At 40.5% G+C, this 22,606-nt stretch carries 20 protein-coding genes and 2 tRNA genes; 18 read left to right on the top strand and 4 right to left on the bottom strand.

Annotated features, from left to right (window positions below; translation table 11 throughout):
- Window positions 1–49 precede the first annotated feature (49 nt).
- On the bottom strand, window positions 50–673 hold the full coding sequence (locus HWV00_RS16925; RefSeq protein WP_211683231.1) for a trimeric intracellular cation channel family protein: 624 nt from the start codon (window positions 671–673) through the stop codon (window positions 50–52).
- Between the two features lie 877 nt (window positions 674–1,550).
- On the opposite strand from HWV00_RS16925, the gene greA reads away from it, so the two are divergent.
- Window positions 1,551–2,030 carry a transcription elongation factor GreA gene (greA, locus tag HWV00_RS16920; RefSeq protein WP_211683229.1) on the top strand — a complete coding sequence of 160 codons (480 nt, stop codon included), beginning with the start codon at window positions 1,551–1,553 and terminating at the stop codon, window positions 2,028–2,030.
- A gap of 114 nt (window positions 2,031–2,144) precedes the next feature.
- On the opposite strand, the gene yhbY is transcribed toward greA, so the two are convergent.
- Window positions 2,145–2,441 (bottom strand): ribosome assembly RNA-binding protein YhbY, encoded by a 297-nt coding sequence (gene yhbY / locus HWV00_RS16915; RefSeq protein ID WP_211674116.1) that lies wholly within the window; start codon window positions 2,439–2,441, stop codon window positions 2,145–2,147.
- A gap of 114 nt (window positions 2,442–2,555) precedes the next feature.
- Here yhbY and rlmE point away from each other — a divergent pair, with 114 nt between their 5' ends.
- From rlmE to nlpI, 15 genes are all read left to right on the top strand, one after another.
- Window positions 2,556–3,200, top strand: a complete 645-nt coding sequence (rlmE, locus tag HWV00_RS16910) for a 23S rRNA (uridine(2552)-2'-O)-methyltransferase RlmE (protein WP_211683227.1) — start codon at window positions 2,556–2,558, stop codon at window positions 3,198–3,200.
- Window positions 3,201–3,496: 296 nt separating this feature from the next.
- Window positions 3,497–5,422: an ATP-dependent zinc metalloprotease FtsH gene (gene ftsH / locus HWV00_RS16905; RefSeq protein WP_211683225.1), complete on the top strand. Its 1,926-nt coding sequence runs from the start codon at window positions 3,497–3,499 to the stop codon at window positions 5,420–5,422.
- A 96-nt stretch (window positions 5,423–5,518) separates the two neighbouring features.
- Window positions 5,519–6,370: a dihydropteroate synthase gene (folP, locus tag HWV00_RS16900; protein WP_211683222.1), complete on the top strand. Its 852-nt coding sequence runs from the start codon at window positions 5,519–5,521 to the stop codon at window positions 6,368–6,370.
- A gap of 101 nt (window positions 6,371–6,471) precedes the next feature.
- Window positions 6,472–7,806 (top strand): phosphoglucosamine mutase, encoded by a 1,335-nt coding sequence (gene glmM / locus HWV00_RS16895; RefSeq protein WP_211683220.1) that lies wholly within the window; start codon window positions 6,472–6,474, stop codon window positions 7,804–7,806.
- A gap of 250 nt (window positions 7,807–8,056) precedes the next feature.
- Window positions 8,057–8,377, top strand: coding sequence for a preprotein translocase subunit SecG (secG, locus tag HWV00_RS16890; RefSeq protein WP_211683218.1), 321 nt, complete (start codon window positions 8,057–8,059; stop codon window positions 8,375–8,377).
- A gap of 7 nt (window positions 8,378–8,384) precedes the next feature.
- A tRNA-Leu gene (locus HWV00_RS16885) sits at window positions 8,385–8,471 on the top strand.
- Window positions 8,472–8,675: 204 nt separating this feature from the next.
- Window positions 8,676–8,752, top strand: a tRNA-Met gene (locus HWV00_RS16880).
- A 238-nt stretch (window positions 8,753–8,990) separates the two neighbouring features.
- A complete protein-coding gene (gene rimP, locus HWV00_RS16875; protein ID WP_211683216.1) occupies window positions 8,991–9,449 on the top strand; it encodes a ribosome maturation factor RimP in 459 nt (152 codons plus the stop codon).
- Between the two features lie 14 nt (window positions 9,450–9,463).
- Window positions 9,464–10,963 carry a transcription termination factor NusA gene (nusA, locus tag HWV00_RS16870; RefSeq protein ID WP_211683215.1) on the top strand — a complete coding sequence of 500 codons (1,500 nt, stop codon included), beginning with the start codon at window positions 9,464–9,466 and terminating at the stop codon, window positions 10,961–10,963.
- Between the two features lie 26 nt (window positions 10,964–10,989).
- Window positions 10,990–13,710: a translation initiation factor IF-2 gene (gene infB / locus HWV00_RS16865; protein ID WP_211683213.1), complete on the top strand. Its 2,721-nt coding sequence runs from the start codon at window positions 10,990–10,992 to the stop codon at window positions 13,708–13,710.
- 76 nt (window positions 13,711–13,786) lie between these two features.
- Entirely contained in the window at window positions 13,787–14,212 is a 426-nt protein-coding gene (gene rbfA / locus HWV00_RS16860; protein ID WP_211683211.1) for a 30S ribosome-binding factor RbfA, read from the top strand.
- A 2-nt stretch (window positions 14,213–14,214) separates the two neighbouring features.
- A complete protein-coding gene (truB, locus tag HWV00_RS16855; RefSeq protein ID WP_211683209.1) occupies window positions 14,215–15,180 on the top strand; it encodes a tRNA pseudouridine(55) synthase TruB in 966 nt (321 codons plus the stop codon).
- A gap of 217 nt (window positions 15,181–15,397) precedes the next feature.
- Window positions 15,398–15,667 (top strand): 30S ribosomal protein S15, encoded by a 270-nt coding sequence (gene rpsO, locus HWV00_RS16850; protein WP_211683207.1) that lies wholly within the window; start codon window positions 15,398–15,400, stop codon window positions 15,665–15,667.
- 214 nt (window positions 15,668–15,881) lie between these two features.
- Window positions 15,882–17,999 (top strand): polyribonucleotide nucleotidyltransferase, encoded by a 2,118-nt coding sequence (gene pnp, locus HWV00_RS16845; protein WP_211683205.1) that lies wholly within the window; start codon window positions 15,882–15,884, stop codon window positions 17,997–17,999.
- A gap of 83 nt (window positions 18,000–18,082) precedes the next feature.
- Window positions 18,083–18,976: a lipoprotein NlpI gene (gene nlpI / locus HWV00_RS16840; RefSeq protein WP_211683203.1), complete on the top strand. Its 894-nt coding sequence runs from the start codon at window positions 18,083–18,085 to the stop codon at window positions 18,974–18,976.
- 83 nt (window positions 18,977–19,059) lie between these two features.
- Here nlpI and HWV00_RS16835 read toward each other — a convergent pair whose 3' ends face one another.
- Together HWV00_RS16835 and HWV00_RS16830 are read right to left on the bottom strand one after the other, a co-directional pair.
- Window positions 19,060–19,941, bottom strand: a complete 882-nt coding sequence (locus HWV00_RS16835) for a U32 family peptidase (RefSeq protein ID WP_211683201.1) — start codon at window positions 19,939–19,941, stop codon at window positions 19,060–19,062.
- 113 nt (window positions 19,942–20,054) lie between these two features.
- Window positions 20,055–21,050 (bottom strand): peptidase U32 family protein, encoded by a 996-nt coding sequence (locus HWV00_RS16830; protein ID WP_211686647.1) that lies wholly within the window; start codon window positions 21,048–21,050, stop codon window positions 20,055–20,057.
- Between the two features lie 173 nt (window positions 21,051–21,223).
- Here HWV00_RS16830 and HWV00_RS16825 point away from each other — a divergent pair, with 173 nt between their 5' ends.
- Both HWV00_RS16825 and HWV00_RS16820 read left to right on the top strand, forming a co-directional pair.
- Entirely contained in the window at window positions 21,224–21,751 is a 528-nt protein-coding gene (locus tag HWV00_RS16825; protein WP_211683199.1) for an SCP2 domain-containing protein, read from the top strand.
- A 246-nt stretch (window positions 21,752–21,997) separates the two neighbouring features.
- Complete coding sequence (locus HWV00_RS16820; RefSeq protein ID WP_211683197.1) at window positions 21,998–22,576, top strand: NAD(P)H-dependent oxidoreductase; 579 nt, start codon at window positions 21,998–22,000, stop codon at window positions 22,574–22,576.
- Window positions 22,577–22,606: the final 30 nt, after the last annotated feature.

The following is a 22,606-nucleotide window of genomic DNA, read 5'->3' as shown; positions in this document are numbered from 1 at the left end:
ATGAGAGAAACTGAACTACTATTAATAGTTAATAGTTAATAGTTAATAGTTAAGAGCGATGATGCTTTAAAACAAAGATCGGTAAACGTAAATGCCAGTGTACTGCTGCCATACGTAGTGTAAATACGCCAGTCATGGCGAGTAGCATCGCTAAACCTTCGCTTATACCGATAGCGAGAGAACCTGTATAAACCACGCCTCCCAGCACTGAAGCGGTCGCATAGATGTCTTTCTGTAATACCATAGGTACGCGGCTTGCCAGTAGGTCTCGTATAATACCGCCAGCGACACCAGTGATAACGCCCATGACAACCGCTGTCATTCCAGGTGCCCCATAAGCTAACGCTTTTTGCGTACCGATTACGGTGAATAAGGCTAAACCTGCTGCATCAGCAAGTGGTAATAGTATCGGTGGCATGCGGTGATTACGATTCGCAAATAAGATCGTTAACAAGGAGGTCAGAATAATAACGAACAGATAAACTGGATCATGAACCCAGAATGCGGGACCAACATCTAAAACGGCATCACGTATCGTTCCGCCGCCAACTGCGGTTACCGCAGCCAATACTGTCGCACCAAATGGGTCCATACGCATCTGCCCTGCGACTTGCACGCCTGATATTGCAAAAACGGCAGTACCCGCGAGATCGAGTAAATAAATAATATCCATGTTTATCATTAGTAAGCTTATTAATCCTGTCTATAGTACTCATGTTTAAGAAGTGCAGAGTATACGGATAGAGAAAATGATTTCTTTTAGCTACATCGAAGTTCTAACAAATAAAGTTGCAGAATATAAATAAAATTTGAATAAATGGCGGCGTTTTTTTTAGTTTGATGAATAGATGCTTTCGGATGAAATAATAAGGGAAGTGATAAAAAGTAGGTTATGTACAGACATCAAAAAACAGCATAGAGAAGTTTTCGCCTACTTATAAAACAAATGTTATATAACGACAAACTTTTCCATGCTGTTTTAGGGTTTTCTAAAACTATAGGCTAGCAATTGATGGTAATACACCACTTGTGATAGCTAAAGTAGTTAAAACTGTAAATACTGCGACGAATTCTTTCATGATAATGCCCTTTTTTTATTGGATTGGATACATTATGCACATTTTTTATCCGCTTGGCTACCTTTTTATGAGAAAAGTGTGGTTTTTAGCTGTTTGGTGCTCTTGCGGCTTCGAAGTGTTGATTAGTCGCTGTATTCCTCCGGTGTGCAGCGGTTTTATCAATGCCCTATGTTTTTTACTGGATAATTGAGTGTGATTTGGCAATAGAAAGTAGCTTTTAGCCATTCTACTTGCAACTTAACTCAAGTCTATTTAAAAGCACTTGTTTATCATTGTTTAATGGCTTTCTTCTCGTGCTTTTACGCGATAAATATAGATCTCAATAATCAGATAAAATGTGCTTAATAGTTTGAATAAGGTGAACTATCGTCATATTCGTATTACAATAGATGCATTATAATTGTAAACATCATTAACGCTGACTAACATGCAGCAATGGTAATGAATTGATTAAAAGGTTATTAAAATACTATGAGTAATATGATTCCGATGACTGCGCGTGGTGCAGAGAACTTACGTGTAGAACTAGAACATCTTAAAACAGTTCGTCGTCCTGAAATTGTGAATTCAATTGCTGAAGCGCGCGAACATGGCGATTTAAAAGAAAATGCTGAATATCACGCAGCACGTGAAGAGCAAGGGTTCTGCGAAGGCCGTGTTCAAGACATCGAATGGAAATTGTCTAATAGTCAGATTATTGATGTGACAAAAATCACGAATAACGGTCGTGTTATTTTTGGTTCAACAGTGACACTGTATAACACTGAAACAGAAGATGAGATCACTTATAATCTTGTTGGTGATGATGAAGCTAACATTAAAGAAAATCGTATTTCAATTAACTCGCCAATTGCACGTGGTTTAGTGGGTAAAAGCGTAGATGATGTTGCGACAGTGACGACACCAGGCGGCGCGATTGAATTTGAAATTGTATCGGTAGAATATATCTAACTAGCGACACACAATATGCACGACAGACTCTTGTTACCGTGGTCTGTGACCCAGTTTTAACGCTGGGTATAGTCGAGCTGGGATTCCTTGCCCAGCTGGATACTCACAAAGCTATTATTTCTTTGGCAGTATGATTTTCTTTTCATCACTTGTACGGTAAATAACCAATGTGTGGCCAATACTTTGTACTTTTTCTGCGTTAGCTTCTTTTACAATTGTATCCATCACTAATGCTTTTTGATCGCGGTCTTCAGACGCAACTTTAATTTTGATTAATTCGTGATGTGCTAGCGCTACTTCAATTTCAGCCATAACACCTTCTGTTAAGCCGTGTTGGCCTAGTAAGATGACAGGTTTTAATGAATGTGCTAAACCTTTTAGGTGTTGCTTTTGTTTATTGCTTAATGCCATATTTTAAATTTCTTATTACTTAGGGTTGAAAAAGAGTAATTTTAGCTTCATCTTCATCTTAATACCATGCCATTATGGTAATGGTTTAAAAAAATATTAATAACAGGCTTTCAGATGACCCCGACACCGAAGAAAAAAAGTACCCAAAAGGGCAGTTCTAAAAACTGGCTTAACGAGCATCACAATGACAAATATGTTAAAGATGCGAAAAAACAAGGGTTGCGTTCACGTGCGACTTTTAAGCTTGAAGAAATTCAAGCAAAAGATAAATTATTAAAACCGGGTATGAATATTGTTGACCTTGGCGCTGCGCCTGGTGGTTGGTCACAATATGCTGTAAAGCAACTGGGTGATAAAGGTCGTGTTATTGCTTGTGATATTTTAGCAATGGATCCAATTGCTGGTGTTGATTTCTTACAAGGTGATTTCCGTGATGAGAAAGTATTATCTGCTTTACTTGCGAAAGTAGGTGATGGCCAGATTGATGTTGTCATTTCGGATATGGCACCAAACATGAGTGGCAATATTGGTGTTGATCAACCTGCTGCAATGTATTTAGTTGAGCTTGCGCTAGAAATGTGTCGTGAAGTACTTAAACCAAATGGCAGTTTTGCGGTCAAAGTGTTTCAAGGCGAAGGCTTTGAGCAATTCATGAAAGATGTACGTAGTATGTTTAATGTTGTTAAAACGAGAAAACCGGATTCATCTCGTGCTCGTTCACGTGAAGTTTTCATCGTCGCAACTGGTTACAAAGGCTAAATTAACGTGGCTGGTTACTAGGGATAAATCACTGTTGCTATAAAAGAATAAAATCCAGATTTGTAATGAATAAGCATTTAATTATGTTAATAAATGTTCAAGTCTTGATATATTTAATTAGACAGTAGAGAATATCCAAAGGGTTCTGCAACCTTGCATTTTACTTGTAAGGATCACAGGATGATAAATTTAAAATGTAAGTTGTTGTTAAACTGTCTATATTTAGAATATATTGAGTGTATCAACTGTTTTTTTTCAGGGAACTTAAGACCCGGAGAGGCTAGATTTTGAGTGATATGGCAAAAAATCTGATTTTATGGCTGGTTATCGCAGTCGTATTAATGTCAGTATTTCAGAGTTTCGGACCAAATGATAATTCAAGTAATCAGTTAGATTACAGTTCGTTTGTGCAACAAGTTAGAAATAAACAGGTTAACGAAGTTAAGATTAATGGACGTACTATCCGTGGCGTTAGCCAAGGCGGACAGAAGTTTGTTACTTTCTTACCTGCGGAAGACCCACAGTTATTAAATGACCTGTTAAATAATAACGTTAAAGTATTCGGTGAACCTGAAGAAGAAGCGAGTTTATTAACTTCTATCTTCATCTCTTGGTTCCCAATGTTATTACTGATTGGTGTTTGGGTATTCTTTATGCGTCAAATGCAAGGTGGCGGCGGTAAAGGCGCTATGTCATTTGGTAAGAGTAAAGCACGCTTAATGAGTGAAGACCAAATTAAAACTACTTTTGCTGATGTTGCTGGTTGTGATGAAGCAAAAGAAGAAGTTGCTGAATTGGTTGATTACTTAAAAGATCCAAGTCGTTTCCAGAAACTTGGCGGTAAAATTCCGACTGGTATCTTGTTAGTTGGTTCTCCAGGTACTGGTAAAACATTACTTGCGAAAGCAATTGCCGGTGAAGCGAAAGTACCATTTTTCACTATCTCAGGTTCTGATTTCGTTGAAATGTTTGTTGGTGTTGGTGCATCTCGTGTGCGTGACATGTTCGAGCAAGCGAAGAAATCATCTCCATGTATTATCTTTATCGATGAAATCGATGCTGTAGGCCGTAAACGTGGCTCAGGTATGGGTGGTGGTCATGATGAACGTGAGCAAACGCTAAACCAAATGCTTGTTGAAATGGATGGTTTTGAAGGTAATGAAGGTATCATTGTTATTGCTGCGACTAACCGTCCAGACGTACTTGACCCTGCATTATTACGTCCGGGTCGTTTTGACCGTCAAGTAACAGTTGGTTTACCTGATATCCGTGGTCGTGAGCAGATCTTAAAAGTACATATGCGTAAAGTACCAATCAGCGATGACGTTGAAACAGTATTGATTGCACGTGGTACACCGGGTTTCTCTGGTGCAGAACTTGCTAACCTTGTTAACGAAGCTGCATTATTTGCTGCGCGTAGTAATAAGCGTACTGTATCAATGGCTGAATTTGAAAAAGCTAAAGATAAGATCTTGATGGGTGCTGAACGTAAGAGCATGGTAATGAGCGAAGAAGAGAAAACGATGACAGCGTATCATGAAGCTGGTCACGCAATCGTTGGTCGCTTAGTACCAGATCATGATCCTGTTTATAAAGTAAGTATCATTCCACGTGGCCGTGCGCTGGGTGTGACGATGTATTTACCTGAACAAGATCGTGTAAGTCATTCAAAACGTCATCTAGAAAGCATGATTTCAAGTCTTTACGGTGGTCGTATTGCTGAAGAAATTATCTTCGGTAAAGACAGTGTATCAACGGGTGCTTCAAACGATATTGAACGTGCAACGGATATCTCTCGTAAGATGGTTACACAATGGGGTCTATCTGAAAAATTAGGTCCGATGAAGTTTGCTGATGAGCAAGGTGAAGTATTCCTTGGTGGCGGTGGCTCACAAGCTGCAAGCATGTCAGCTGATACTGCGAAACTAATCGATGATGAAATTCGCTTCTTAGTGGATACTAACTATCAACGTTCGTATAAGTTGTTAAGTGAAAATATGGATATTTTGCATGCAATGAAAGATGCATTAATGAAATATGAAACTATTGACGCAAAACAACTTGATGACTTAATGGCTCGTGTTGAAGTACGCGCTCCTGCTGACTGGGGCGAAAGCTACGGTACGGTAGACAGTGACAAAACTAAAGACACTAAAAAAGAACCAAAAGTTGAAAACGAAAAAGTAAATGAAGAAGATAGTGACAAAAAAGATGCAGAATAAGCACTAGCTTATTTGGTATTACTTTTTAGCTATTAATTCATGATAGAATAAACCTCGAGTGCAACTCGGGGTTTTTTTTTAGGGATAAAAACGATTATGCAATTACAGCTGAAGACCAATATGAATACATCTCGTTTACTTGATGTTAGTCAGCCGACAGTAATGGGCATTCTTAATGTGACACCAGATTCATTTTCTGATGGTGGTCAGTATCACGGTCTAGATGCTGCATTTCAGCAGGCTAAGAAGATGGTTGCTGATGGTGCAAAGATTATTGATATTGGTGGTGAATCGACACGACCAGGTGCGAGTGCTGTCACTTTAGAAGAAGAGCTTGCACGAGTTATTCCTATTATCAAATTAATTGCGGCTGAACTTGACGTCGTGATTTCTATCGACACCAGTAAAGCACAAGTGATGCGACAAGCTATTGCTGCTGGCGCACATATTATTAATGATGTAAGAGCGTTACAGGAAGAGGGTGCATTGCAGGCAGCGGCTGAATTAGCTGTGCCAGTTTGTCTTATGCATATGCAGGGGCAACCAAGTACCATGCAGGATGCACCTTCTTATCAAGATGTGACAGCAGAAGTTATCGCGTTTTTACAACAGCGGATTGATGATTGTGTTAATGCTGGCATTAAACGTGAAAATATTATTCTCGACCCTGGTTTTGGGTTTGGTAAAACATTAGAACAAAATTATCAGTTATTGGCTGATACGCCTGCATTTCATCAATTCGGTTTACCTATTTTGATCGGCGTTTCTCGGAAGTCGATGATAGGTAACTTATTGCAGTGTAATGAATCTCAGCGTTTGGCTGGCAGTCTTGCATGTGCAAACAGTGCTGCAACAGATGGCGCTCATATATTTCGTGTACATGATGTACGAGAAACGGCAGATACTTTAGCTATCGTTGCTCAACTTAAAAAACATCGTGTCTGCTAATAAAATAACGAATGCTATATATTTTGCATAATGATCTATTTTAAAAATAGAGCGTAGTTGAGTGTATAGCAGGATATAAAATAAAATATTAGGGATTAAATATGTCAAGAAAGTATTTTGGTACTGATGGTATTCGTGGTCTTGTTGGTAAAGCGCCAATCACACCTGAATTTGCACTTAAATTGGGTTGGGCTGCAGGTAAAGTACTTGCACAGCAAGGCACAAAGAAAGTACTTATCGGTAAAGATACGCGTATTTCTGGTTACATGCTGGAATGTGCTTTAGAGGCAGGTCTATCTGCAGCTGGTCTAGATGCTGCGTTTATGGGGCCGATGCCGACACCTGCTGTCGCTTATTTGACTCGTACATTCCGTGCTGAAGCCGGTATCGTGATCAGCGCTTCGCATAACCCTTACCATGATAACGGTATTAAATTCTTCTCTGCTAACGGCACAAAATTACCAGATGAAGTTGAACTTGCGATCGAAGCGGAATTAGAAAAAGAACTGACTTGTGTTGAATCTGCACAACTTGGTAAAGCGGTACGTATTGAAGATGCTGCTGGCCGTTATATTGAATACTGTAAAAGCACCTTCCCATCACGCGCCAGTCTAAAAGGCCTGAAGATAGTATTAGATTGTGCTCACGGTGCAACTTATCACATCGCCCCAAGTGTATTTAGAGAATTGGGCGCAGAGATCATTACGATTGGCGTTAACCCAAATGGCTTGAATATTAATGATGGTTGTGGTGCTACGGAACCCGCTGCATTGGCAGCACGTGTACTTGCTGAAAAAGCTGACCTTGGTATTGCCTACGATGGTGATGGCGATCGCTTGATGATGGTTGATCACACTGGTTATGTGATTGACGGGGATGAAGTACTTTATATTATCGCACGTGATGCATTACGTAACGGTGAGCTTAAAGGTGGTGTTGTTGGCACATTAATGGCGAATATGGGCTTAGAGCTTGCGCTTAAAGCACTTGGAATTCCCTTTGCACGTAGTGCAGTTGGCGATCGCTATGTTGTTGAAATGCTACTTGAAAAAGATTGGCGTATCGGTGGTGAAAATTCAGGTCATATTATTTCACTGGATCATACAACGACAGGTGACGGCATAGTATCAAGCTTATTGGTTTTAGCTGCACAGGTTAATAGTGGATTAACGCTGAAAGAATTACGCTCTGGCATGAGTAAATTCCCACAAGTATTAGTGAATGTTCGCTTTAGTGGTGATTCAGATCCGCTACTAGCTGAATCTGTAAAACAAGCGGTTGTTGATGTTGAACAAGAACTCGGAGATCGTGGTCGTGTATTGTTACGTAAATCGGGAACAGAACCACTTATTCGAGTTATGGTTGAAGGCGAAGATGAAACACATGTTTTAGCGCTGGCGAACAAAATTGCAGATGCAGTTAAAGCGACGTTTTAAGCTTGTGTAGAGAGAACGTTTAAGGCTTATTAGTATACGGCAACTGGTGTTGTTTTGTGCTAAAGCCTTTTATTCATTGTTTTTTTAATAATCAGCTTGCAACTGGGGTGGAGGTTAGATAATATCTCCTCCGCTTTACCACTTATCTTAAATTAATGATTAATCATTAATGTTTAGGTAATGTGTCCCTTACCTCGGGTAAGGATGTTCGATAAAGCTATATTAAACCTTTTGAGATTTAGGTATTAAAATGTACGAAGTTATTATTGTTATTTACTTAATTGTTGCACTTGCAATCATTGGATTCGTTCTAATGCAGCAAGGCAAAGGCGCTGATATGGGTGCTAGCTTTGGTTCTGGTGGTTCAAATACTGTATTTGGTGCTGGCGGTTCAGGTAACTTTTTAACTCGCGTTACTGCAATACTTGCTGTTGTATTTTTTGCTTTAAGCTTAGTGCTTGGTAACTTATCTACGCAATCTGAAACTGATGTTATTTTAGATGCTGAAAAACCAGCAATTATAAGTGACGTTCCAGTAGCGCCAGTAAGCAACAGCGACGTACCTCAATAAGAATTAAGCCGTGGTGGTGGAATTGGTAGACACGCCAGCTTGAGGGGCTGGTGTCCGAAAGGACGTGCGGGTTCAAGTCCCGCCCACGGCACCAAATAAAGAAAACCTTAGTATTTAATACTAAGGTTTTTTTTTGCCTGAAATATAGTGGCGCAAATTGTGTTAATTTTCACATAATGTGGTGTTATTTTATTTCAGGGATAAATAAACAGGCCAATAGTGGTTTCATTATTTAAGTGAAATTACGCTTGCTTATTATAGTTGCAATAGCCTATAATCAGCGCAGTAAGATTGTTGTCGCGGGATGGAGCAGTTTGGTAGCTCGTCGGGCTCATAACCCGAAGGTCGTTGGTTCAAATCCGGCTCCCGCAACCATTTCTTATACCTGTTGATAAGGCTAGTCAACAGTGTGCAAATAGCATTACTTAAATTTAATTTTATCTCGGTAAATGTAATTTACGTAATACTATTGGCTTCTTGCTTATTATTCATTTAATAAGCGCCACGCAAGTGGCATACAAGGTCTAGTAGTAAGAAGCCCCGCCTTATAGTCGGGGCTTTTTATTTTTTAAATTACGGGCATATGCCCTTTTTTTGTTTTTAGGGGGTTGTTTTGGCGAGTCTAGAACAAACACTAACTGAATTGTTGGAACCAACAGTTGAAATGTTAGGTTTTGAACTTATTGGTATTGAGTTTACACGAGCTGGTAAACACTCGACATTACTTGTTTACATCGATCATGAAAACGGTATTTTCGTTGATGATTGTTCTAAAGTAAGTCATCAAATCAGCGCGATTATGGACGTTGAAGATCCAATCAGCACAGAGTACTTCTTAGAAGTATCTTCACCTGGTATGGAACGACCACTATTTAAAGTATCACACTACCAAGAGTACTGTGGTTCTGAAATTAAAGCATTATTACGTATGGCTGTTAATGGTCGTCGTAAACTAAAAGGCGTAATCAAAAGTGTTGACGGTGACATGATCACTGTAACAATTGATGGCAAAGACGAAGTCTTAGCACACGCAAATATCCAAAAAGCAAATATAGTTCCAAAATTTGACTAACGAGGCGTCCGGGAATGAATAAAGAAATTCTGTTAGTTGTTGATGCAGTTTCTAACGAGAAAGCACTACCTCGTGAGAAAATTTTCGAAGCACTGGAAATTGCACTAGCGACAGCAACTAAAAAACGATATGAAGGCGAAATTGAAGTTCGTGTTGAGATTGACCGTAAAACGGGTAATTTTGAAACGTTCCGTCGCTGGCTTGTAATTGATGATAAAGGTGAAGCATTAGAAAATCCTTTCTCAGAAATTACCCTGGACGCGGCTAAATACGATGATGAAAACATCGAAGTTGGTGGTTACATTGAAGATACAATTGAATCAGTTGTATTTGACCGTGTAACAACACAAACTGCGAAGCAAGTTATCATCCAAAAAGTACGTGAAGCCGAACGTGATTTAATCGTTCAGCAATACGCTAAACACGAAGGTGAGCTAATCACTGGTTTAGTAAAACGTGCTAACCGTGAGACTGTTGTATTAGATCTTGGTAACAATGCTGAAGCAGTAATGTTCCGTGATGAAATGCTTCCACGTGAATCATTCCGTACTGGCGATCGCATCAAGGGCTTACTAAAAGAAGTAAAACCTGAAGCGCGTGGCACACAGCTATTTATTAGCCGTGCATGTAACGAAATGCTAATCGAATTGTTCCGCGTAGAAGTGCCTGAATTCAACGAAGAGATGCTTGAACTTAAAGCAGCTGCTCGTGATCCAGGTTCGCGTGCTAAGATTGCCGTTAAATCTAACGACAAACGTATCGACCCTGTTGGTGCTTGTGTTGGTATGCGTGGTGCACGTGTACAAGCAGTTTCAAGTGAACTAAACGGTGAACGTGTTGATATTATCCTTTGGGATGATAACCCAGCACAATTCGTTATCAATGCAATGGCTCCTGCTGAAGTTGCTTCTATTATTGTTGATGAAGATCAACACTCAATGGATATTGCTGTTGAACAAGATAACTTAGCACAAGCAATTGGCCGTAACGGTCAAAACGTACGTCTAGCTTCACAACTGACTGGTTGGGAACTAAATGTAATGACTGTTGCTGACGCTAACGAAAAGCACCAGAAAGAAAATGACCGTTTGATGACAATCTTCACTGATAAATTAGATATCGATGAAGATATGGCTGAATTACTGATCGGCGAAGGCTTCTCTTCTTTAGAAGAAATCGCATATGTGCCAGTTAATGAATTCTTGCAAATCGATGGTTTTGATGAAGATCTAGTTGATGAATTACGTTCACGTGCTAAAAATGCACTAACAACATCTGCACTTGCTGCAGAAGAATCACTAGAAGGTGCAGAACCAAGTGCAGATTTATTAGCGCTTGAAGGCTTAGAAAAGCATCTAGCTTACGTACTTGCAAGCATCGGAGTTACAACTCTTGAAGAGCTAGCAGAACAAGGCATCGACGATTTAAGCGAAATTGAAGAGTTAACGGATGAACGTGCTGGTGAATTAATTATGGCGGCGCGTAATATCTGTTGGTTTAGTGATAGCGAATAATAACGCGAAGAGAGGGATCGAATTACATGGCAGATGTATCAATTACAAAATTGGCCGAAGATATCGGTACTACTGTTGATCGCCTAGTACAACAATTCTCTGATGCTGGTATAGCAAAAGTGAACGACAGTACGGTAACGGAAGGTGAAAAGCAGACACTACTTGTGCACTTAAGTGAGCAACATGGTAGTGATACGGCTGAACCAAGCCGTTTAACACTGCAAAGAAAAACCAAAAGCACACTTAGCGTAGCAAGTGGCGGCGGTAAGCAGAAATCTGTAGCAGTAGAAGTTCGTAAAAAACGTACATACGTTAAACGTACTACTGCTGAAGATGAAGCGAAACTAGCAGAAGAACAAGCAGCGAAAGAAGCAGCAGAAGAAGCGGCTAAAGCAGCTGAACTAAAAGCACAAGCAGAAGCTCAAGCAGAAGCGCAAGCAAAAGCAAAAGCTGATGCCGAAGCGAAAGTAAAAGCAGATGCTGAAGCAGCAGCAAAACGTGATGCAGCAGAACAAGCAAAACGTGACACAAAACAAAAAAATACTAAATCAAAAGAGGCAGATGATATGGCGAAGCGCGAAGCGGAAGCGTTGAAGCAGAAGCAAGAGCAGGAAGCCACTCGTAAAGCTGAGCTGGATGCTCAACAAAAAACTGAAGAAGCACGTAAACTAGCTGAAGAAAATGCAGGCCGTTGGGCTGCAGAAGAAGCTGAACGTGAAAAAACAGAAAAAGCAGCTGATTACCACGTAACAACATCAACGCATGCGCAAGCAGCTGAAGATGATGCTGATGCTCGTTCAGAAAAAGGTGTTCGTAAGAAAAAACCTGCTGCACCAGTAGAAGCGGCTAAACCTGCACCAAAAGGTAAAGGTAAAGCACGTAAAGCTAAAGGTCGTAAACCTGATAATCGTTACAGCCGTAACCAAAGTAAATCAGTTAATGCACCTGAAGCAATGCAACAAGGCTTCAACAAACCTGTTGCTAAAGTTGAGCGTGATGTTCGCATCGGCGAAACGATCAGCGTGAGTGAACTAGCACAAAAAATGGCAATCAAAGCAACTGAAATCATCAAATACATGATGAAGCAGGGCTCTATGGTTACTATTAACCAAGTACTTGACCAAGAAACTGCACAACTTGTTGCAGAAGACATGGGTCATAAAGTTATCTTAGTTAAAGAAAATGCCCTAGAAGAAGCTGTACTAGCTGACGCGCAAGATGTAGTTGAAGGTGTTAAAGTTACTCGTGCTCCAGTTGTTACTATCATGGGTCACGTAGATCACGGTAAAACATCACTACTAGATTACATCCGTCGCGCTAAAGTTGCTGACGGTGAAGCAGGTGGTATTACTCAGCACATTGGTGCTTACCACGTTGAAACTGAAAACGGCATGGTATCTTTCCTTGATACTCCTGGACACGCGGCGTTTACGTCTATGCGTGCTCGTGGTGCTCAAGCGACAGATATTGTTGTTTTAGTAGTTGCAGCTGATGATGGTGTTATGCCACAAACAATCGAAGCTATCCACCATGCGAAAGCTGCGGATGTGCCACTGATTATTGCTGTGAACAAGATGGATAAAGAAGGTGCTGATACAGACCGCGTTAAAAGCGAACTGGCTCAACACAACGTTATGCCAGAAGACTGGGGCGGCGAAAACATGTTTGTTTATGTTTCTGCTAAAGCGGGTACTGGTGTTGACGAACTACTTGAAGCTATCTTATTACAAGCTGACGTATTAGAACTAGAAGCAGTTGCTACTGGTCCTGCTGCAGGTGTTGTTATTGAATCTCGCCTTGATAAAGGCCGTGGTCCAGTTGCAACTGTACTTGTACAACAAGGTCAATTGAAGCAAGGTGATATCGTTCTTTGTGGTCTAGAATACGGCCGTGTTCGTGCAATGCGCGATGAGAATGGTAGAGCAATCGAATCAGCAGGTCCTTCTATTCCAGTAGAGATCTTAGGTCTTTCTGGCGTACCTAAAGCAGGTGATGAAGCGACTGTAGTTCGTGATGATAAAAAAGCTCGTGAAGTTGCACTTTACCGTCAAGGTAAATTCCGTGATGTTAAACTTGCTCGTCAACAGAAGTCTAAACTTGATAACATGTTCGCGAACATGGAAGCGGGCGAAGTTTCTGAGCTTAACATCGTACTTAAAGCGGATGTTCAAGGTTCACTTGAAGCACTTTGTGATTCATTAGTTAAACTGTCAACTGACGAAGTTAAAGTAGCTATCATCACGCGTGGTGTTGGTGGTATTACTGAAACTGACGTAACACTTGCTGCTGCATCTAACGCTATCGTACTTGGTTTCAACGTACGTGCTGACGCTAAAGCACGTGAAGTTGTAAGCAACGAAAGTGTTGATTTACGTTATTACAGCGTTATCTATGACTTGATTGATGAAGTTAAACAAGCGATGAGCGGTCTGCTTGCGCCTGAATTCCGTCAAGAAATCATTGGTCTTGCTGAAGTACGTGATGTATTCAAATCACCTAAAATCGGTTCAATTGCTGGTTGTATGGTTACTGAAGGTATCATCAAACGTAGCGCGCCAATCCGTGTGCTACGTGAAAACATCGTTATCTATGAAGGCGAACTTGAATCTCTACGTCGCTTTAAAGATGACGTACAAGACGTTCGTATGGGTATTGAATGTGGTATCGGCGTTAAGAACTATAACGACGTACGCGTTGGTGACCAAATTGAAGTATTCGAAACTGTTGAAATTAAACGTTCTCTGTAACGGTTAATAGCTCGGTTCGATTTAGATAAATTAATGGGGACCTCTGGTCCCCATTTTCCTTTAGAGGAATTTAAAAATGGCAAAAGAATTCAGTCGTTCTCGTCGTGTTGCACAGCAACTACAACAAGAAATCGCACGTATTTTACAACGTGAAGTAAAAGATCCACGTGTTGGTATGGTGACAGTATCAAGTATTGATCTGTCTCGTGACCTGTCTTACGCAAAAGTGTATGTTACTTTCTTCAATATCGATAACGATGAAGAGCGTATCAAAGACGGTATCGCAGCATTAGATACAGCAAGTGGTTATATCCGCTCGTTAGTGGGTAGCTCAATGAAGTTACGTATCGTGCCTGAACTGCGTTTTATCTATGACAATACGCTTGTTGAAGGTATGCGTCTTTCAAGTCTCGTAACTGAAGTACGTGCTAAAGATAAAAAACTGCAAGATGATTATGGCACTACGGCAGATGAAAAAGACGCTCCTGAAGGAGAGTCTTAGTCATGTCTGGACGTCGTCGTCGATGGAACGGCCGTGATGTACACGGCGTATTCTTGTTGGATAAACCGACAGGTATAAGCTCAAACGATGCATTACAGCGTGTTAAGAAGATCTTCTTTGCTGCGAAAGCGGGCCACACAGGTGCTTTAGATCCATTGGCTACTGGTATGTTACCGTTATGCTTTGGTGAAGCAACGAAGTTTTCACAATTCTTACTTGATTCAGATAAGCGTTACTTAGTAACTGCAAAACTGGGTGAACGTACGGATACATCAGATTCTGATGGTGAAATTGTGCAAACACGTGCTGTTAACGTAAGTGATGCTGAATTATTGATTGCACTTGATACTTTCCGTGGCGACACAGAGCAAGTACCGTCGATGTTTTCTGCATTAAAGCACGAAGGTAAACCTTTGTACTGGTATGCGCGTCAAGGCATCTTTATTGATCGTCCTGCTCGTCCTATTTCAGTTTTCGAACTTAAATTATTAAGTTATGAAAATGATGAAGTTAATCTAGAGATTCACGTGAGTAAGGGTACTTATATCCGTACTATCGTTGATGATTTAGGGGAACTATTGGGCTGTGGTGCACATGTCTCTATGCTACGTCGTATTGGTGTTAGCAGTTATCCAGCTGAACGCATGATGACGTTCGAAAAGCTGGAAGAGATGGTTGAGCAAGCTAAAGCGGATGGTGTTGAGCCGAAAGTGGTGCTTGATCCATTATTGATGCCACTTGATTCAGCGGTCAGTCATTTACCTGAAGCGAACATGAGTGAAGAAACAGGCGGTTTTGTATTACACGGGCAACCTGTTGTAGTACCAAATACACCTGAATCTGGCTTAGTCCGTATGACAGTAGGTGAAGAGCGTTCTTTCATTGGTGTTGGTCAGATTGATGACCAAGGTCGAGTTGCGCCTAAACGTATCGTTAATTACGAAACGCAGGCGCGTGAGCCAAAATAATCGCATTATTCAGCAGTGATTAATGGATGAGATAAAAGGCATTATTACCTAGGTAATCGTGCCTTTTTTATACGCCTTTTTAAGGTTGTTATTTGTTTAAGTATTGTTCGCTAAAAATGATTGCAGGAACTCGCTGACGTCTGTATACTCCGCGGTTCTTCTTATAGCTGAACGAGTGGTCGGCTATAAGCTATTTATCTATATTGGAGATTCCACTATGTCATTAAGCGCTGAAGCTAAAGCAGCAATCGTTGCAGATTTCGCACGCCAAGAAGGCGACACTGGTTCAACTGAAGTTCAAGTTGCACTACTAACTGCACAAATCAACCACCTTCAAGGTCACTTCAAGAAGCACATCCACGATCACCACAGCCGTCGTGGTCTATTACGTATGGTTGCTAGCCGTCGTAAACTTCTTGATTACCTAAAACGTACTGAAAACGTACGTTACGCAGACCTTATTGCACGTCTAGGTCTACGTCGTTAATCGACGATTAATTTGACGTCTACGGACAACAAATTATAAGAAAGGAGCCAATTGGCTCCTTTTTGTTTTTATGCGTTTTATCCCACAAAATTTTATTCCTAGAATTATTTTTCAACTTATTTCACTATTTCCAATACTTACATTGCCCTTTAATTTTTTTATGCAGTATACTTAGCGACGAAATTAAAGAGACATTAAAGATTAAGGACAAAGAGTGAATCCTATCGTAAAATCGTTTAAGTATGGTGAACATACAGTTACATTAGAAACAGGTGTTATTGCACGTCAAGCAACAGCAGCTGTAATGGCAAGCATCGGTGATACTTCTGTTTTAGTAAGTGTTGTTGGTAAGAAACAAGCTGAAGCTGGTCGTGATTTCTTCCCGCTAACAGTTAACTACCAAGAACGTACTTACGCTGCAGGTAAGATCCCTGGTGGCTTCTTTAAACGTGAAGGTCGTCCAAGTGAAGGCGAGACATTAACATGTCGTCTTATTGACCGTCCAATCCGTCCACTATTTCCTGCTGGCTTCAAAAATGAAGTACAAGTAGTTGCTACTGTTGTATCTGTTAACCCAGAAATCCAACCTGATATGGTTGCATTAATCGGTGTTTCAGCTGCATTAAGTATCTCTGGTATGCCGTTCAATGGCCCAATTGGTGCTGCACGTATCGGTTTCCAAAATGATGAATACATTCTTAACCCATCAACATCTGAGTTAGCAGAAAGCCAACTAGACCTTGTTGTTGCCGGTACTGAAAATGCAGTATTGATGGTTGAATCTGAAGCTGAAATCCTTAGCGAAGAACAAATGCTAGGCGCGGTAATGTATGGCCACGAGCAAATGCAAGTTGTGATCGAAGCGATCAACGAATTTGCTGCTGAAGTTAATACGCCTAAATGGGACTGGACTGCGCCAGTAGTTAACACTGAGCTTAAAGCGAAAATCGCTGAATTAGCATCAGGCGAACTTGCTGAAGCATACCAAATCCAAGAAAAAACTGAACGTTACGCTAAAGTTGGTGGCATCAAGTCAGCAGCAATCGCTAAACTTCAAGAAGAAAACGAAGAACTAAACACGCGTGAAGCGGGTGAACTACTTGGTTCTTTAGAAAAGAATATCGTACGTAATCGTATTCTAGATGGCGAACCACGTATTGATGGTCGTGATCCAGAAATGATTCGTGCACTAAGCGTAATGACTGGCGTTCTACCACGTACACACGGTAGCTCACTATTCACACGTGGCGAAACTCAAGCACTAGTTACTGCTACATTAGGTACAGAGCGTGATGCACAACGTATCGACAGTCTAACTGGCGAAACTGTTGACCGCTTCCTAATGCACTATAACTTCCCTCCTTACTGTGTTGGTGAAACTGGTATGGTTGGTTCGCCTAAACGTCGTGAAATTGGTCACGGTCGTCTAGCGAAACGTGGTGTTTTAGCTGTTATGCCAAATGCAGATGAATTCCCGTACACAGTACGTGTTGTATCTGAAATTACTGAATCTAACGGCTCAAGCTCAATGGCTTCTGTATGTGGTACTTCGTTAGCACTTATGGATGCTGGTGTACCAATCAAGGCATCTGTTGCGGGTATCGCAATGGGTCTAGTACTTGACGGTGACCGTAGCGTAGTTCTTTCTGACATTCTTGGTGATGAAGATCACTTAGGTGACATGGACTTTAAAGTTGCTGGTTCAACTGGTGGTATTACTGCACTACAGATGGATATCAAAATTGAAGGTATCACTAAAGACATCATGCAGAAAGCGCTTGTACAAGCAAAAGCTGCACGTCTACACATCTTAAGTGTTATGGATCAAGCTATCGCAACTAACCGTGATGATGTATCTGAATTCGCTCCGCGTATTCATACAATCAAAATCAACACAGATAAGATCAAAGACATCATCGGTAAAGGCGGCGCAACAATCCGTGCTCTTACTGAAGAAACTGGTACTACGATCGAAATCGAAGATGATGGTACAGTGAAAATTGCAGCGACAAGTGGCGAACAGGCACAAGCAGCAATCGAACGTATTCACCAACTAACAGCTGAAGTTGAAGTTGGCCAAATCTACGAAGGTAAAGTTGTACGTCTAGCTGACTTCGGTGCATTTGTTAACATCTTACCTGGTAAAGATGGTTTAGTTCACATCTCGCAAATTACGCAAGAACGAGTGAACAAAGTTGCAGATCACCTGTCTGTAGAACAAGTAGTTAAAGTTAAAGTTCTAGAAGTAGACCGTCAAGGTCGTATCCGTCTAAGTATTAAAGAAGCAATGGACGCTCCTGCAGCGCCTGCTGAGCAACCAGTTAGCGAATAACTTGTTGTTTATTTAGATTGATTATTTTAAGGAGCGTTGATACGCTCCTTTTTTATATCTGTAAAAAAATAAGTGGTTTAATTATGAAAAGACGTCTTAGTTTATTGATTGCTGCAGCCTTGCTTTCTGGCTGTAGTTCATTGTCCGGTTCTTTTTCGGCTAATGATCGTGCGCCTTCTGAATTAATTCTTGCTGAACCACTCCAAGTTAATTATCAGACTGAAATCATGTTAATGCGTTACAGTCAGCTTATTCTTGACGCGAAAGATGATCGTGTTCGTCAAGCTCGCTATTTTTATGAACGTGGGTTACTTGCTGATAGCATGGGATTGCGCTCTCTTGCACATGCAGACTTTCAACGAGCATTAACATTACAGCCTGATTTCGTACCAGCTTATAACTTTATTGGTTTGTATATGACTCAGACCGAACAGTTTGATGAAGCATATGATGCGTACGACTCTATTTCTCAGCTAGATCCAGAAAACAATTATGTATTACTTAATCGTGGTATTGCATTGTACTATGGTGAGCGTTATACATTAGCCATTGATGATCTTGTTAGTGCGTATGACGACGCACCTAATGACCCATTTAGAACGTTATGGTTATACTACCCAGAATTCCAAGTTAATGCAGAAGACGCGTTAAAATCAATTAAGGTGCGTTATAGCCAGCACATTGATAATAACTGGTCATGGAATATTGTTTCACTCTATACACAATCGATAGATGAAGCAGAATTACTGAATAAATTACTCGATGGACTAGATAAGAACGACCCAAATTACAATAAAATATTGGCTCATCGTTTAACTGAAGCGTATTTTTATCTTGGTAAATATAAGCTATTGATGAACGACAAGACTGCGGCTGCAAGTTATTTTAAATTGGCATTAAGCAATAATGTTTATGAATTCATTGAACATGGCTATGCACGTTTAGAACTAGGGCGATTGGCTGCGGCTGAAAAATAAAAGAAGTCACCTTATTTATCGTTTTAAGGTTAAATAAGGCTGGACGTCCCCTCCCATTTAAAAAGGGAGGGATAGGGGTTGCTTTAGCTCGTAACTGTGTCTAATCCGGCAATTTGATGCCAATAGCCATTACATTCACGATCTAATTGCAGGTCAAACTTAATATCTTGTTCTGCTGCTTGTTTAAATTGAGCCACAGTTTGGAATGCGGAGTCACCTAATGGACTGACGCGTACCACATCGACTAAATCATGCATACTTGCCACATCATTTAATAAATTGTATTTATATCCCGACATGGTTTGAATACCATTAATGGTAAACAGCTCTTTATCGTCTTGACTATATACGGGTTTACCATTGGCGTGATTAATACAGCAAAGTTCGCAATCATCTTTCGCTTTATTTTCTGAACGTGCGGTAAAGCAACGAGCAGAGTAGGCCAGTGGTAAATGCCCGTGAGCAAACACTTCTATTTCGAATTGATCACGGATATTAAGTAATCGGCTGTCTTCTTGTAACTGCATTAACCAATCGCGTGACAATTCAACTGGCATTACCCAGCGTTGCATGCCTTTATTCACTAATAGCTGCAGTACTTGTGCGTTATAAACATTGAGGGCATGACCACAAACAAAGGGGGTTTTGGCTTCAGCTAATAAATTAATCGCACCAAAATCATTTGCTTCTACAATGAAGTCACCATTTTCACAGTACTTACGTAGTATGTTCACCTCTGATGGTGCTTCTAATAGCGCCATCGTTGAGATGACGACTTGTTTACCAGAGTCGGCAATTTCTTTTGCTAGCCCTAACCAATCTTTCGGTTTTAATTCTCGGCGTTTACTGCAAACCGTTTCACCAAGATAAATAATATCAGCGTCTGAGTTAACGGCTGCAGCATAAAAATCTTCGACTTGTTGTTTTGGCCAATAATATAAGATTGGTCCTAATGCGTATTTCATTGTTACTCTCGCTGCTGACTTTCATTGCCAGCTTAAGTTGTTACCCGTAAAGGCTTTTCAAGTATAGGTGCGGTCAGTATCTGTTTGGTAGCCAAGGTTGCTACCAATCTTAATTACTGCCAATCTCGGTGGTAAGCACCTAATGTTGTACTCGTCCCTTCAGAAAGCTGATCAAGTTGTTTATTCCATGCGGCTTCAACTTGATATTTTTCTGGGTCTTTTCGGTAGCGATCAATTGCGGCACGCCATACTTTAGTCACCTGTTCTGTATAAGCAGGGCTGCGTTGACGACCTTCAATTTTAACCGCTGATATATTTGCCTTGGCAAGTTCAGGTATGAGTGCAAGCGTATTTAAACTCGTTGGTTCTTCCAGGGCATGGAATACTTTGCCATCGACATTAAAGCGGCCTTTACACAGGGTTGGATAGCCTGTTTTTTCTTCAGGCTGGTAGCGGTCGATAAGCACACCATTTAAGCGAGACTCTAAACCTTGCTCTGTCTCTTCCCAGCGTACGTATTTTGCAGGAGAACAAGCGCCGACAGTATTAGGTGACTCGCCTGTTAGATAAGAGGATAGGTAACAGCGGCCTTCTGCCATGATACATAAGCTACCAAAGGCAAACACTTCCAATTCTACATCGGTATTACGGGCTAATTGTTTTACTTGGTGAATAGATAAAACACGGGGTAATACAACTCGGCTGACATTAAAATTGTTGGTATAAAAGTTAATTGCTTCAACGTTCGTTGCAGATGCTTGAACAGATAAATGTAATTCTAAATCCGGGTATTTCTTCGTTGCGTAATCAAGAACTGCAACATCAGAGATAATCGCGGCATCTACTCCCATATCTGCACAGCGATCGACTGCGCGCTCCCAGCGTTCTAATTTTCCTGGGTGAGCAAATGTATTAATCGCAACGTGAAGATGACGATCATGGCTACGAATATAATCGACAGCTTTATCGAGTTTTTTGTCAGTAAAGTTTAAACCAGCAAAGTGACGAGCGTTAGTGTCGTCTTTAAAACCGATATAAACCGCGTCTGCGCCATTATCGACAGCGGTTTTTAATGCAGGTAAGTTACCAGCAGGGCAGAGTAATTCCATTGTTATAGTATCTTGCACGATGAATCTTGAGAAAAATTGTAAGGGATTGGCGTTTTATTGGATTTGATTTAGGGCAGGATTATCTTAGTTAATCTACTTTAAATTGACTTTGCTTAGGATACAGCGGGAGATAGCAGGCTAAAATGGTGTTTTTACTCAAGGGTCATTACCGGATGTTACATACTCTACACCGTAAGTTGGTACACACTGTACCTGGGTTATTAGCAATTCCCGCTAAAATTTTACCTTTTTCATTACAAGAAAAAGTACTTTCACAAGTGCTTAATCGTGTATTTGCTGAAGGGTTAGAGGATGATGAATTTGAGTTCCTTGAGCAAAAATGGCTACAAGTTGAAATTACTGATTTAGGCATTAATTGGTTTATCACTTGCCAGAATAATAAGCTTGTTATCGCAGAAAAAGCGGATGCGGCAGATGTTAGTTTTAAAGGTAACTTAAATGAGTTAGTACTCATTACTGCACGTAAAGAAGACCCTGATACCTTGTTTTTCCAGCGTCGTTTAAAAATTGAAGGTGATACTGAGTTAGGCCTTGAAGTAAAAAACATGCTTGATAGTTTTGATCTCGATGAATTACCAAAATCGGCAACAACATTATTGTCTTATCTTGCGGAGTTCATTCAGCAAGGGCTGGTTGAACCTGAAACGAAAATGAGTACGCAAGAAAAAGCCAACGCTTAATATCCATTAAATGTGTAAACTGATAATTGAACATACCCATGCTTATATTATGAGTGTGGGGGTTAAACTTATTACTATCGCTTTTCCCACGCTCCGCTGTCATGCCTTAGTATGGTTATAGTATTGCTTTATGTTATCGCTATAGACCGACCTTACCGTTCCCTCATATTATGATTCTATAACCTTAACGCCATATGGATATGGCCGTAATTTAGTTGTGAATACCTTTGATGCAAGGAGCATAAAGTGAGACTAGTTGTTGTTAGTGGCAGTTCCAGAAATAGGTCGACAACCATTAAAATTGCACAATCAGTATTGCAATTAGCCGAGCAGTCGCAGTTATTTAGTAAAGTTAACTTATTAGACTTTGTTAAAATAACCTTACCGATATGGGATAAAGCGATAAAAAATGAAATTGATGATTGGCAAGATGAATGGCAAGCTACAGCACAGTTAATGCGAACGGCAGATGCGATTATTGTTGTTAGCCCTGAGTGGGAAGAAGAAAGCTTAGATAATTTTTATGCTTTTTGTGAAAATGATAATTTACCTTTATTACCAAGTGCGATACTAAGGGTGAGTAGTAATTGTCGTGGGGCCTACTCATCGACAGCGCTCTGGATGGAAAATTTCTGTAAAAATAATACCTGCTTGATATTAGAACATTTTAGCGTAGCCACAATTGAATCAGTGAATAATTGTAAAGAACGCTATTATCCATTTGAAACACCATTAGTAGAACGTATACTGGCTAATTTAGGCTTGATGAAGCAGTTGGTCGATAATGGTGGTTTACTATCTTCAACAAGGTTACATCTCGCCTAATTTGATCGAGTGCGATCTAGTTTAGCTGAG

The organism is Moritella sp. 24 (assembly GCF_018219155.1).
GTDB lineage: Bacteria > Pseudomonadota > Gammaproteobacteria > Enterobacterales > Moritellaceae > Moritella.
The sequence above is the reverse complement of the archived record's forward strand: the minus strand, read 5'-3'. Positions and strand labels throughout refer to the sequence as shown.

What these genes read in the sequence shown, in the direction of transcription:
- nusA (WP_211683215.1), top strand. Translation starts at nt 9,464, where the DNA reads ATGAATAAAGAAATTCTGTTAGTTGTTGATGCAGTTTCTAACGAGAAA.
- greA (WP_211683229.1), top strand. Translation starts at nt 1,551, where the DNA reads ATGAGTAATATGATTCCGATGACTGCGCGTGGTGCAGAGAACTTACGT.
- glmM (WP_211683220.1), top strand. Translation starts at nt 6,472, where the DNA reads ATGTCAAGAAAGTATTTTGGTACTGATGGTATTCGTGGTCTTGTTGGT.
- HWV00_RS16835 (WP_211683201.1), bottom strand. Translation starts at nt 19,941, where the DNA reads ATGAAATACGCATTAGGACCAATCTTATATTATTGGCCAAAACAACAA.
- infB (WP_211683213.1), top strand. Translation starts at nt 10,990, where the DNA reads ATGGCAGATGTATCAATTACAAAATTGGCCGAAGATATCGGTACTACT.
- rlmE (WP_211683227.1), top strand. Translation starts at nt 2,556, where the DNA reads ATGACCCCGACACCGAAGAAAAAAAGTACCCAAAAGGGCAGTTCTAAA.
- HWV00_RS16825 (WP_211683199.1), top strand. Translation starts at nt 21,224, where the DNA reads ATGTTACATACTCTACACCGTAAGTTGGTACACACTGTACCTGGGTTA.
- ftsH (WP_211683225.1), top strand. Translation starts at nt 3,497, where the DNA reads ATGGCAAAAAATCTGATTTTATGGCTGGTTATCGCAGTCGTATTAATG.
- nlpI (WP_211683203.1), top strand. Translation starts at nt 18,083, where the DNA reads ATGAAAAGACGTCTTAGTTTATTGATTGCTGCAGCCTTGCTTTCTGGC.
- folP (WP_211683222.1), top strand. Translation starts at nt 5,519, where the DNA reads ATGCAATTACAGCTGAAGACCAATATGAATACATCTCGTTTACTTGAT.
- secG (WP_211683218.1), top strand. Translation starts at nt 8,057, where the DNA reads ATGTACGAAGTTATTATTGTTATTTACTTAATTGTTGCACTTGCAATC.
- yhbY (WP_211674116.1), bottom strand. Translation starts at nt 2,441, where the DNA reads ATGGCATTAAGCAATAAACAAAAGCAACACCTAAAAGGTTTAGCACAT.
- rbfA (WP_211683211.1), top strand. Translation starts at nt 13,787, where the DNA reads ATGGCAAAAGAATTCAGTCGTTCTCGTCGTGTTGCACAGCAACTACAA.
- HWV00_RS16925 (WP_211683231.1), bottom strand. Translation starts at nt 673, where the DNA reads ATGGATATTATTTATTTACTCGATCTCGCGGGTACTGCCGTTTTTGCA.
- HWV00_RS16830 (WP_211686647.1), bottom strand. Translation starts at nt 21,050, where the DNA reads ATGGAATTACTCTGCCCTGCTGGTAACTTACCTGCATTAAAAACCGCT.
- truB (WP_211683209.1), top strand. Translation starts at nt 14,215, where the DNA reads ATGTCTGGACGTCGTCGTCGATGGAACGGCCGTGATGTACACGGCGTA.
- rpsO (WP_211683207.1), top strand. Translation starts at nt 15,398, where the DNA reads ATGTCATTAAGCGCTGAAGCTAAAGCAGCAATCGTTGCAGATTTCGCA.